Source organism: Streptococcus halitosis, assembly GCF_023147855.1.
GTDB classification, from domain to species: Bacteria; Bacillota; Bacilli; order Lactobacillales; family Streptococcaceae; genus Streptococcus; species Streptococcus halitosis_B.
The window spans coordinates 412,289-425,171 of sequence record NZ_JAHXOP010000001.1 but is presented as its reverse complement, the minus strand read 5'-3'; the positions used below and the strand labels follow the sequence as shown (position 1 = coordinate 425,171).

Genomic DNA, 12,883 nt, shown 5'->3' with positions numbered 1-12,883 from the left:
GCCCTTTCTTAGAATTTTTTATATGTGAAATTGCATATAGAGTCCGGCTTTATTATACTTTACTTAGTATAAAAATGTCTAAAATGATATTCAAATCCATCTTATAATATTAAAAATTAAAGGGAAGAAAGACGGAGAGGTTGTAAATGCTGATGTTGAAAAGAAAGCATCCGAGTTGCTTCAATATCCAACTTAAAATGGTATAATAGTATTATATCTAAAGCAAGGAGGAGATGGAATGATTGCACAGCTCGACACCAAGACTGTTTATAGTTTTATGGAAAGTGTGGTTTCGATTGAAAAATACGTACAAATGGCTAAAGAATACGGTTATTCTCACCTTGCTATCATGGATGTGGATAATCTCTATGGAGCCTATCATTTTCTAGAAGCAACTCGTAAGCATGGTATTCAACCTTTAATTGGTCTAGAAATGACCTTGGTCAAAGATGAGGACAATATTTCTCTTCGTTTTCTAGCCCTATCCACTAAAGGTTATCAAGAGTTGATGAAGTTATCCACTTTAAAAATGACTGGACGGAAAAATTGGTCTGACTTCACCCCCCACCTCGAGGATGTGGCCATTATTGTTCCCTATTTTGAGGGGATCGAACAGTTAGATTTAGGCTATGACTATTATATCGGTGTTAGTCCAGATACTCCTCAAGAAGTCTTTACTAGGCCCATTCTTCCACTCTATCAAGTCAATTCTTTTGAAAAAGAAGATATTCAAGTTTTACAAATCTTATCGGCAATCAAGGATAATGTCAGCCTAAGAGAAGTGGATGTGCATTCACAACAAGGAATCTTTCTACCTGCCTCAGACTTGGAAGCACGGTTTAAAAATCACTTCCCTCAGGCACTTGCTAATCTCCAAGATTTGATAGAGAATGTTAGTTACCAACTCGACCCAAGTTTAAAACTCCCTCGCTTTAATCCTGAAAGACCAGCAGTAGAAGAACTTCGAGAGAGGGCTGAGCAAGGCTTGAGTGACAAGGGGCTAACCTCAGCTATCTATCGTGAGCGACTAAATGAAGAATTAGCTGTGATTCATGATATGGGCTTTGACGACTATTTTCTTGTAGTTTGGGATTTGCTCCGTTTTGGACGTTCCCAAGGATATTACATGGGAATGGGGCGTGGTTCTGCGGTTGGTAGTCTAGTAGCTTACTCACTGGATATTACAGGAATTGACCCAGTTGAAAAGAACTTGATTTTCGAACGCTTTTTAAATCGTGAGCGTTACACCATGCCTGATATCGATATCGACATCCCTGACCTTTATAGGCCGGAGTTTATTCGCTATGTTCGTGATCGCTATGGTAGTCAGCATGTGGCGCAAATTGTCACTTATTCGACCTTTGGGGCAAAACAAGCAATTCGTGATGTTTTCAAACGTTATGGTGTTCCTGAGTATGAATTAACCAATATTACGAAAAAAATCAGTTTCCGAGATACGCTAACGACAGCCTATGAAAAGAATTTGCAGTTTAGGCAGATTATCAATAGCAAGATTGAATACCAAAAAGCTTTTGAGATTGCTCGAAAGATTGAAGGTTATCCTCGTCAGACCTCTATCCATGCGGCAGGAGTTGTTATGAGTGACCAAGACCTGACAGACTATATTCCACTTAAATACGGTGAGGATATGCTGATCACTCAATATGATGCACATGCAGTTGAAGCTAATGGCCTTTTAAAAATGGATTTCCTAGGTCTGCGTAACTTAACTTTTGTCCAAAAAATGCAGGAATTACTGGCTGAGTCAGAAGGTATTCATCTGAAAATCGAAGAGATTGATTTGGAAGACAAGGAAACTCTTGCCCTTTTTGCTGCTGGAAATACCAAGGGGATTTTCCAATTTGAACAACCTGGCGCCATTCGACTCTTGAAACGAGTTCAGCCACAAGTCTTTGAAGAGGTAGTAGCCACGACCTCCCTCAACAGACCAGGTGCTAGTGATTATATTGATAATTTTGTCGCTCGTAAGCACGGCCAAGAAAAGGTGTCAGTGTTAGACCCTGCCTTGGAAGACATCCTTTCATCAACTTATGGTATCATGCTCTATCAAGAGCAGGTCATGCAGGTTGCTCAACGCTTTGGAGGTTTCAGTCTTGGTAAAGCTGACATTCTCAGACGAGCCATGGGTAAGAAAAATGCTAAAGAGATGCATTTGATGAAGGAAGATTTTATCACGGGAGCTATGAAATTGGGGCATTCAGAAGAAAAAGCTAACCAAGTCTTTGCAGTGATGGAAAAGTTTGCAGGCTATGGATTTAACAGATCCCACGCCTATGCCTACTCAGCGCTGGCTTTCCAGCTTGCTTATTTCAAGACACACTATCCTGCTATTTTCTTCCAAGTCATGTTGAATTATTCCAGTAGCGATTACATTGTGGATGCATTGCAGATGGGCTTTGAAGTAGCCCCGTTAGCAATCAATAGCATTCCCTATCACAATAAAATTACTCAGAAGAAAATATATCTTGGTCTAAAAGCCATTAAGGGCATGCCAAGAGATTTTTCTTACTGGATCATCGAAAATCGTCCTTTTTCAGGTGTGGAAGATTTCGTCACACGTCTTCCCAAGAATTACAAGAAACTGTCGCTTTTGACTCCTTTGGTTGAACTAGGGCTTTTTGATGAATTTGACAAGAATCGCCAGAAAATCTTAGTGAACCTACCAAACTTATTTGTTTTTGTTGAGGAGTTAGGTGGACTCTTTGCGGATACAAACTATAGTTGGACTGAAGCTGATGATTTTACGGAGGCGGAGAAATTTTACAAGGAGCAGGAACTGATTGGAGTAGGTATCAGTGCCCATCCTCTCCAAACTCTTGCCAAACAAGCCATTTATCCGACGGTGTCAATTGCTAATCTTACTGAGGGAGCTCAAGCTACTCTCCTAGTTGAATTGCAAAAACTAAAAGTGATTCGAACCAAGAAGGGCGAGAACATGGCCTTTCTACAGGTTCATGATAGTAAGTCTCGGATGGATGTGACTGTATTTTCAGACCAATATAGAAAATTCTCCTCTATCCTCTCCGAAGGGAAATTTTACTATATCAATGGGAAGGTTCAATCTCGAGATGGTCGTCTGCAAATGATTGCACAAGATTTGAAAGAAGCAGTGGCGGAACGATTCTGGATTCAAGTTAAAAATCATGAATACGATAAAGAGATTTCACATATCCTAGAACAATACAAAGGCCCAATTCCTGTCATTATCAGGTATGAAGAGGAGCAAAAAACGGTTGTTTCTACACGGCATTTTGTAAAAAAAGAGCCTGCTTTACAGGAGAAATTAAAGGAAATTACCATGAAAACGATTTATCGCTAAAAATACGAAAAATAGAAGAATTTTCGATTTAAATGTGGTATAATCAGTAAGAATGTTAAAAGGAAAAGGAGCAAAAACCAAATGAAACGTATTGCTGTTTTGACCAGTGGTGGAGACGCCCCTGGTATGAATGCTGCCATCCGTGCGGTAGTTCGCCAAGCAATCTCAGAAGGAATGGAAGTTTTTGGTATCTATGATGGGTATGCAGGTATGGTTGCCGGCGAAATTTATCCACTTGATGCTGCTTCAGTAGGAGACATCATTTCCCGTGGTGGTACTTTCCTTCACTCTGCTCGTTACCCTGAGTTTGCACAACTTGAAGGTCAACTTAAAGGGATTGAGCAGTTGAAAAAACACGGTATCGAAGGTGTCGTTGTTATCGGTGGTGATGGTTCTTATCACGGAGCTATGCGCTTGACTGAGCATGGATTCCCTGCTATTGGGCTTCCAGGTACAATCGATAACGATATCGTAGGTACTGACTTCACAATCGGATTTGATACTGCAGTTACGACTGCAATGGATGCAATCGATAAGATTCGTGATACATCATCAAGTCACCGTCGTACTTTCGTTGTTGAAGTAATGGGACGTAATGCTGGTGATATCGCACTTTGGGCAGGTATTGCAACTGGTGCTGATGAAATCATTATCCCTGAAGAAGGCTTCAAGATGGAAGATATCGTAGCTAGTATCAAAGCTGGTTATGAATGTGGTAAAAAACACAACATCATCGTTTTGGCCGAGGGGGTTATGTCAGCCGATGAATTCGGTAAGAAACTCAAGGAAGCAGGAGATACTAGTGACCTTCGTGTGACTGAGCTTGGACATATCCAACGTGGTGGTTCACCAACCGCTCGTGACCGTGTATTAGCGTCACGTATGGGAGCACACGCTGTTAAACTTCTCAAACAAGGAATCGGTGGTGTCGCTGTTGGTATCCGTAACGAAAAAATGGTTGAGAATCCAATTCTTGGAACAGCAGAAGAAGGAGCCTTGTTCAGCCTAACAGCTGATGGCAAAATCGTTGTTAACAACCCTCACAAAGCTGACCTTGGACTTGCTAGCTTGAACAAGAGCTTGTCATAATCAACTTTAACTAATCTGGTAAAATGACCATAAAAGGTCAAATTATATAAAGGAGTCACAAATCATGAATAAACGTGTAAAAATCGTTGCAACTTTGGGTCCTGCGGTTGAAATCCGTGGTGGAAAGAAATTCGGTGATGACGGATACTGGGGTGAAAAACTTGACGTTGAAGCTTCAGCAAAAAACATTGCTAAATTGATTGAAGCGGGAGCTAACACTTTCCGTTTCAACTTCTCACACGGTGACCACCAAGAACAAGGTGAACGTATGGCAACTGTTAAACTTGCAGAAAAACTTGCAGGTAAGAAAGTTGGTTTCCTTCTTGATACTAAAGGACCAGAAATCCGTACTGAGTTGTTCGAAGGTGAAGCTAAAGAGTACTCATACAAAACTGGTGAAAAAATCCGTGTTGCAACTAAACAAGGAATCAAATCAACTCGTGAAGTGATTGCTTTGAACGTTGCTGGTGCTCTTGACATCTATGATGACGTTGAAGTTGGTCGCCAAGTATTGGTTGACGATGGTAAACTTGGTCTTCGCGTTGTAGAAAAAGACGATGCAACTCGTGAATTTGTAGTTGAAGTTGAAAATGACGGTGTGATCGCTAAACAAAAAGGTGTAAACATCCCTAACACTAAAATTCCTTTCCCAGCTCTTGCTGAACGTGATAACGATGATATCCGCTTTGGTCTTGAACAAGGTATTAACTTCATTGCGATTTCATTCGTCCGTACTGCAAAAGACGTTAACGAAGTTCGTGCAATCTGTGAAGAAACTGGTAACGGCCACGTTCAATTGTTCGCTAAAATCGAAAACCAACAAGGTATCGACAACTTGGATGAAATCATTGAAGCTGCTGACGGTATCATGATCGCTCGTGGTGACATGGGTATCGAAGTACCATTCGAAATGGTTCCAGTTTACCAAAAAATGATCATCACTAAAGTGAACGCAGCAGGTAAAGTTGTTATCACAGCAACAAACATGCTTGAAACAATGACTGAAAAACCACGTGCAACTCGTTCAGAAGTATCAGACGTATTTAACGCTGTTATCGACGGAACTGACGCTACAATGCTTTCAGGTGAGTCTGCAAACGGTAAATACCCACTTGAGTCAGTAACAACAATGGCTACAATTGACAAGAACGCACAAACTCTTCTTAACGAATACGGACGTTTGAACTCAGATACTTTCGAACGTAACTCTAAGACAGAAGTTATGGCTTCAGCAGTTAAAGATGCTACAAACTCAATGGACATCAAATTGGTTGTAACTCTTACTAAGACTGGTCACACAGCACGTTTGATTTCTAAATACCGTCCAAATGCTGATATCTTGGCATTGACATTTGACGAATTGACAGAACGTGGATTGATGTTGAACTGGGGTGTTATCCCAATGTTGACAGATGCTCCATCATCAACTGACGATATGTTCGAAATTGCTGAACGTAAAGCAGTTGAAGCAGGTCTTGTACAATCTGGTGACGATATCGTTATCGTTGCAGGTGTACCAGTTGGAGAAGCTGTTCGTACAAACACAATGCGCATCCGTACAGTACGCTAATCTAACATTAAAACCTATCATTCAAGCTGTTCAGCTTGAATGATAGGTTTTTTTATCGAAATGGAATGTTTAATCAATAGGAATGGGAAAAAAATGAAAATTGTGGTATAATAGAACGAAAAGACCTTTTTAGTAAATTTTGAAAGAGTAAAACATGAGAAAAATTGTCATCAATGGTGGACGTCCATTGCAAGGTGAGATCACCATTAGTGGTGCTAAAAATAGTGTTGTAGCACTTATTCCAGCTATTATCTTATCAGATGATATTGTCACTTTAGATTGTGTTCCAGACATTTCAGACGTTGCTAGTCTTGTCGAAATCATGGAGATTATGGGGGCAACTGTTAAGCGTTATGACGATGTCTTGGAGATTGATCCAAGAGGCGTTCAAAACATTCCTATGCCTTATGGTAAGATTAATAGCTTGCGTGCTTCTTATTATTTCTACGGAAGTCTTTTAGGTCGCTTTGGTGAAGCTACAGTTGGACTTCCTGGTGGATGTGATCTGGGGCCTCGTCCGATTGACCTTCACTTAAAAGCCTTTGAAGCCATGGGTGCTAAGGTCAGCTATGAGGGAGATAATATGAATTTATCTGCCCAAGGTAAGGGACTTCACGGAGCAAGTATTTACATGGATACCGTCAGCGTTGGAGCAACGATTAACACCATGATTGCTGCGGTTAAAGCTAAGGGACGCACTGTCATTGAAAATGCGGCTCGTGAACCGGAAATTATCGATGTCGCTACCCTTTTGAACAATATGGGGGCCCACATTCGTGGTGCGGGGACTGATATTATCATTATTGATGGTGTTGAGAAACTTCATGGAACGCGTCACCAAGTCATTCCAGACCGTATCGAAGCTGGAACCTATATTTCACTTGCTGCAGCGGTAGGAAAAGGAATTCGCATTAACAACGTTCTCTATGAACACTTAGAAGGCTTTATCGCCAAACTAGAGGAAATGGGCGTTCATATGACGGTCTCAGAAGACAGCATCTTCGTTGAAGAACAGTCTGATTTGAAGGCCATCAATATCAAAACAGCTCCTTATCCTGGATTTGCAACCGATTTGCAACAGCCTATAACTCCGCTATTGCTGACTGCTCAAGGTCGTGGAACCATTATTGATACGATCTATGAAAAACGTGTTAACCATGTTTTTGAATTAGCAAAAATGGATGCGGATATTACGACTACGAATGATCATATTATCTACAACGGTGGTCGTAGATTGCACGGGGCAAGCGTAAAAGCTACAGACTTGCGAGCTGGTGCAGCGCTTGTTATTGCTGGTTTGATGGCTGAAGGTAAAACTGAAATTACGAATATTGAGTTTATCCTTCGTGGCTACTCAGATATTATTGAAAAACTGCGTAGTCTTGGAGCGGATATTACACTCGTTGAAGACTAAACCGTTGAGGTGATTATGAATATTTGGACCAAATTAGCAATGTTTTCTTTTTTTGAAACGGAGCGCTTGTATTTGCGTCCTTTCTTTTTTAGTGACAGTCAAGCGTTTTTCGAGATTGCTTCCAATCCTGAAAATTTGCAGTTTATTTTTCCCAGTCAAGCAAGTTTAGAAGAAAGTCAATACGCGCTTGCCAACTATTTTATGAAGGCTCCTCTAGGTGTTTGGGCTATTTGTCTCCAAGGAAATCAGGAAATGATTGGCTCCATTAAATTTGAAAAGATTGATGAAATCAAAAAAGAAGCAGAAATTGGTTATTTCTTAAAAAAGGATTCTTGGTCACAAGGTTATATGACAGAAGTAGTTACCAAGCTTTGTCAGCTTTCCTTTGAAGAATTTGGTTTAAAACAATTATCCATCATCACTCATCTGGAGAATCAGGCTAGTCAAAAAGTAGCCTTAAAATCAGGCTTTAGTCTCTTCCGACAGTTTAAGGGGAGCGACCGCTATACACGAAAAATGAGGGACTATCTTGAATTTCGATATATAAAAGGAGAATTCAATGAGTAAACACCAGGAAATCTTGTCCTATCTGGAAGAGTTGCCAATTGGGAAAAGAGTTAGTGTTCGCAGTATCTCTAATCATCTAGGTGTTAGTGACGGAACCGCCTACCGAGCTATCAAAGAAGCTGAAAATCGTGGCATCGTTGAAACTCGACCACGTAGTGGAACCATACGAGTTAAGCCAAAAAAAGTGGCTATTGAACGGCTAACCTATGCTGAAATTGCTGAAGTCACCTCCTCTGAAGTTTTAGCCGGCCAGGAAGGGCTAGAGAGAGAGTTTAGCAAATTTTCCATTGGGGCCATGACAGAGCAGAATATCCTGTCCTATCTCCATGATGGTGGTCTTGTGATCGTAGGTGACCGCACTCGCATTCAACTTTTAGCCTTGGAAAATGAAAATGCGGTCCTCGTTACAGGTGGTTTTCATGTTCAGGATGATGTTCTTGAGTTGGCCAATAAAAAAAATATTCCAGTCCTGAGAAGTAAACATGATACTTTTACAGTAGCGACCATGATTAACAAAGCTCTCTCAAATGTTCAAATCAAAACCGATATTCTGACGGTCGAGAAGCTCTATCGTCCCAGTCACGAGTATGGTTTTTTGAGAGAAACGGATACAGTCAAAGACTATCTAGACTTGGTTCGTAAGAACAGAAGTAGCCGTTTTCCAGTCGTTAACCAATACCAAGTGGTTGTTGGGGTTGTTACTATGCGTGACGCAGGAGACAAGTCTCCCAGTACGACGATTGACAAGGTGATGACGCGCAGCATCTTCGTAACAGGATTGGCGACCAATATTGCCAATGTCAGTCAACGAATGATCGCAGAAGACTTTGAGATGGTTCCGGTAGTCAGAAGCAACCAAACCCTACTCGGTGTTGTAACACGACGAGATGTCATGGAAAAGATGAGCCGTTCTCAGGTTTCTGCTTTGCCGACTTTTTCAGAGCAAATTGGACAAAAACTCTCTTACCATCATGATGAAGTCGTCATAACTGTTGAGCCCTTCATGTTGGAGAAAAATGGTGTCCTTGCTAATGGAGTCTTGGCTGAAATTCTCAACCATATGACCCAAGACCTCGTTGTCAATAGCGGACGTAATCTCATCATTGAACAGATGTTGATTTATTTCTTGCAGGCTGTACAGATAGATGATACTCTGCGGATTCAGGCTCGTATTATTCACCACACGAGACGCTCAGCTATTATTGATTATGATATTTATCATGGTCATCAGATTGTTTCAAAAGCAAATGTTACGGTTAAAATTAATTAGAATCTAGGAGAAAAAATGATAACTTTAAAATCAGCACGTGAAATCGAAGCCATGGACAAGGCTGGTGATTTTCTAGCAAGTATCCATATCGGCTTACGTGATTTGATTAAGCCAGGCGTAGATATGTGGGAAGTCGAAGAGTATGTTCGTCGACGTTGCAAAGAGGAGAATTTTCTTCCTTTACAGATTGGTGTGGATGGTGCAGTCATGGATTACCCCTATGCCACTTGTTGCTCTCTCAACGACGAAGTAGCTCACGCTTTTCCACGTCATTACATCTTGAAAGATGGCGATTTGCTCAAGGTTGACATGGTACTGGGTGGTCCGATTGCCAAATCCGACCTCAATGTATCTAAACTTAACTTCAACAATGTTGAGCAAATGAAAAAATACACCCAAAGCTATACTGGTGGTTTAGCAGACTCATGTTGGGCTTATGCGGTTGGTACACCGTCTGAAGAAGTGAAAAACTTGATGGACGTGACCAAGGAAGCTATGTATATAGGGATTGAGAAAGCGGTTGTTGGCAATCGTATCGGTGATATCGGTGCAGCCATTCAAGAATACGCTGAAAGTCGCGGTTATGGGGTTGTACGTGATTTGGTTGGTCATGGTGTTGGTCCAACAATGCACGAAGAGCCAATGGTTCCTAACTACGGTATTGCAGGTCGTGGACTCCGTCTCCGTGAAGGAATGGTACTAACCATTGAACCCATGATCAATACTGGTGACTGGGAAATTGATACAGATATGAAGACTGGCTGGGCTCATAAAACTATAGATGGTGGACTGTCTTGCCAGTATGAACACCAGTTCGTGATTACCAAAGACGGTCCAGTTATCTTGACTAGTCAAGGTGAAGAAGGAACGTATTAAAATAAAGGGAGCTTAGCTCCTTTTTTTGTATCTAGTCGAGATAAAAAAGATAAGCGTAGCAGACTTCTTACAATTTTTTTCTTTTATAGTAAAATAAGATTAGAATTTTGAGAAAGTAGGTAATTCGTTGGAGTCGATTATATTTCTAGTATCCGTTTTTTTAGCAGGTATTCTGTCCTTCTTTTCACCCTGCATCTTTCCTTTGCTACCTGTCTATGCTGGTATTTTACTGGATGATCAAGGAAATTCGAAAAGTTTCCGCTTTTTTGGAAGAGACATTGCCTGGTCAGGCTTAATTCGGACCTTGTGTTTTATTGCAGGAATCTCCCTCATTTTCTTTATTTTAGGATTTGGAGCTGGATTCCTAGGGCACATGCTCTATGCAGACTGGTTTCGTTATGCTATGGGGACAGTCATTATTCTTTTAGGGCTTCACCAGATGGAAATCTTGCATTTCAATAAACTGGAAGTTCAAAAGACAGTCACCTTCAAACAATCAAAGCCAAATCACTATCTATCAGCCTTTTTACTTGGGATAACCTTTAGTTTTGGCTGGACTCCTTGTATCGGACCAGTTTTAAGTTCGGTCTTAGCTCTAGCGGCTTCAGGAGGGAATGGTGCTTGGCAAGGAGCCGTGTTAACATTAGTATACACATTGGGGATGGCTCTTCCTTTCCTTGTTTTGGCCTTAGCTTCGGGCTGGATCATGCCCTATTTTAGTAAACTAAAACCCCATATGATCCTACTAAAGAAAATTGGGGGAGCCTTGATTATTTTGATGGGATTATTATTAATGCTAGGGCAGTTAAATGCCTTGTCAGGAATTCTTGGATAAAAGGAGAAAAAATGAAAAAAGTTATTTTTGCTGGATTGAGCCTCATGTCTCTATTCTTGTTGATTGCCTGTGGTGAAAAAGAAACCAAACAGACAAGCAGTCCAAAACAACCTGCTGTACAACAAATCGCAGTCGGTAAAGATGCACCAGACTTCACCTTACAGTCTATGGATGGCAAAGAAGTCAAGTTATCAGACTACAAAGGGAAAAAGGTCTATTTGAAATTCTGGGCTTCTTGGTGTGGACCATGTAAAAAAAGCATGCCTGAGCTGATGGAATTAGCTGCCAAACAAGATCGAGACTTTGAAATCTTGAGTGTCATTGCACCAGGTCTACAAGGTGAAAAAACAGTTCAAGACTTTCCAAAATGGTTTCAAGAGCAAGGGTATAAGGATATACCAGTCTTGTATGATACCCAAGCAACTGCCTTTCAAGCCTACCAAATTCGTAGTATCCCAACGGAATACTTGATTGACAGTCAAGGTAAAATCGGGAAAGTTCAGTTCGGTGCTATTAGCAATGCAGATGCGGAAGCAGCTTTTAAAGAGATGAAATGAAATAAAGAAAAAATCGCGATTGTTCGCGATTTTTTTATAGTTTCTCATTGATAAAGCGGATAAATTGATTCCACCAAACCTTCAAAAAGAAGGCTTTTTCTACTTTCTTTTCAGCGACCATTTCAAAAGAAGGTTTTTCAGAAGTGAGATAACCTTGACCGACCAAATCCTGATCGTCATAGGTTAGAGTACCGACAACCTTGCCTTCTTCCAGTGGAGCTATTTCTGATTTTGGTGTGAATTGAAGAGCTGATGTTGTTTCACTTCCAACCCGTTGGACGATTGCAATATCTGACTTAGCAATTGCAGCTACCTTATCTTCTTTCCCATCAAGGACTGTCACTTTACTATCTTTATAGGTTTCGCCTTTCTGAACGACAGTTTTTAAAGCAAAGTTCGCAGAAACATAATCTAAAAGTGAAGAAGTTGCAGTAAAACGTGCATAAGGGTTGCTATCTTGCTGGTCTGCATTTAAAACAACCGTAATGATACGCATCCCTTTCTCAACAGTTGTTCCAACGAAAGAAGCACCGGCTTTGTCGGTAGTACCTGTTTTCAAACCGTCGACACCACCACGATAGGCTGGCATTCCTTCCAACATATAGTTGGTTGAGTGGATTTCAAGTCCAGCAAAAGTAGAAGTTGGCTTTTTGGTGATTTCCAAAACTTGAGGATAATCTCGGATGAGATTACGAGCGACGATTGCAACGTCGTAGGCACTCAACTTGTTTTCATCATCTTTTTTAGAACCGGGATAGATATTATCACCAAGGGTCTCATTATTTAAACCAGTTGTATTTACAATAGTTGCATCTTGAATTCCCCATTCAAGAAGTTTAGCCCTCATTTTATCAACGAAATCTTTCTCAGAACCAGCAATTTTTTCTGCTAGCGCAATCGCAGCACTGTTTGCACTGGATACCATTGTAGCCTCTAATAATTGTTCAACAGTATAATTTCGAGCTTCCATAGGGACGTTACTGGCCTCAGAATTAGTTGTAAGTTTGTAAGGATAGTCCGAAATATCAACAGGTGTAGATAGGCTGATAGTTCCTTGTTCCAGAGCTTCATAGACCAAATAAACTGTAACCAGTTTCGTAATAGAAGCAATTTCTACAGGCTGATTTGCATCTTTTTCGTAGAGGATCTTTCCAGTTGTAGCCTCGACAGCAATGGCATGTTTAGCAGCAACATCAAACTCCTGAGCAGAAACAGTAGAAACTATTCCAAAAACAAAAAGTGTTATAAAAGATAGAATTATTTTTTTCATATTAGCTTTATTTTATCATAAAGAAAAAAAATATTCTCGATTTTATACTAAAGCCATCTTATCTTTTGAAGAAATATGATAAAATAAATAGAGGA

Annotated in this window: 10 protein-coding genes; 9 read left to right on the top strand and 1 reads right to left on the bottom strand. The window is 40.6% G+C overall.

Annotated features, from left to right (window positions below; genetic code table 11):
• Window positions 1–238: 238 nt before the first annotated feature.
• The 9 genes from KZX55_RS02085 to sdbB all read left to right on the top strand — a co-directional run bounded on the left by KZX55_RS02085 (window position 239) and on the right by sdbB (window position 11,518).
• Window positions 239–3,340 carry a DNA polymerase III subunit alpha gene (locus tag KZX55_RS02085; RefSeq protein ID WP_248023391.1) on the top strand — a complete coding sequence of 1,034 codons (3,102 nt, stop codon included), beginning with the start codon at window positions 239–241 and terminating at the stop codon, window positions 3,338–3,340.
• Between the two features lie 81 nt (window positions 3,341–3,421).
• Complete coding sequence (gene pfkA / locus KZX55_RS02080) at window positions 3,422–4,429, top strand: 6-phosphofructokinase (RefSeq protein WP_000820880.1); 1,008 nt, start codon at window positions 3,422–3,424, stop codon at window positions 4,427–4,429.
• 64 nt (window positions 4,430–4,493) lie between these two features.
• On the top strand, window positions 4,494–5,999 hold the full coding sequence (pyk, locus tag KZX55_RS02075) for a pyruvate kinase (RefSeq protein ID WP_007521685.1): 1,506 nt from the start codon (window positions 4,494–4,496) through the stop codon (window positions 5,997–5,999).
• A 154-nt stretch (window positions 6,000–6,153) separates the two neighbouring features.
• A complete protein-coding gene (locus tag KZX55_RS02070) occupies window positions 6,154–7,413 on the top strand; it encodes a UDP-N-acetylglucosamine 1-carboxyvinyltransferase (RefSeq protein WP_009730073.1) in 1,260 nt (419 codons plus the stop codon).
• A 15-nt stretch (window positions 7,414–7,428) separates the two neighbouring features.
• Entirely contained in the window at window positions 7,429–7,980 is a 552-nt protein-coding gene (locus tag KZX55_RS02065) for a GNAT family N-acetyltransferase (RefSeq protein ID WP_001028743.1), read from the top strand.
• A complete protein-coding gene (spxR, locus tag KZX55_RS02060) occupies window positions 7,973–9,250 on the top strand; it encodes a CBS-HotDog domain-containing transcription factor SpxR (RefSeq protein WP_084875357.1) in 1,278 nt (425 codons plus the stop codon). Before KZX55_RS02065 ends, spxR begins: the two co-directional genes overlap by 8 nt.
• 15 nt (window positions 9,251–9,265) lie before the next feature.
• The gene (locus KZX55_RS02055) at window positions 9,266–10,126 is read left to right on the top strand and encodes a methionyl aminopeptidase (RefSeq protein ID WP_000631555.1); all 861 of its coding nucleotides are present in this window, start codon (window positions 9,266–9,268) and stop codon (window positions 10,124–10,126) included.
• A 127-nt stretch (window positions 10,127–10,253) separates the two neighbouring features.
• Window positions 10,254–10,961, top strand: a complete 708-nt coding sequence (ccdA2, locus tag KZX55_RS02050; protein ID WP_248023388.1) for a cytochrome c biogenesis CcdA family protein — start codon at window positions 10,254–10,256, stop codon at window positions 10,959–10,961.
• An 11-nt stretch (window positions 10,962–10,972) separates the two neighbouring features.
• On the top strand, window positions 10,973–11,518 hold the full coding sequence (gene sdbB / locus KZX55_RS02045; RefSeq protein WP_248023375.1) for a TlpA family protein disulfide reductase: 546 nt from the start codon (window positions 10,973–10,975) through the stop codon (window positions 11,516–11,518).
• Window positions 11,519–11,552: 34 nt separating this feature from the next.
• On the opposite strand, the gene pbp3 is transcribed toward sdbB, so the two are convergent.
• Entirely contained in the window at window positions 11,553–12,788 is a 1,236-nt protein-coding gene (pbp3, locus tag KZX55_RS02040; RefSeq protein WP_248023359.1) for a D-alanyl-D-alanine carboxypeptidase PBP3, read from the bottom strand.
• Window positions 12,789–12,883 lie beyond the last annotated feature (95 nt).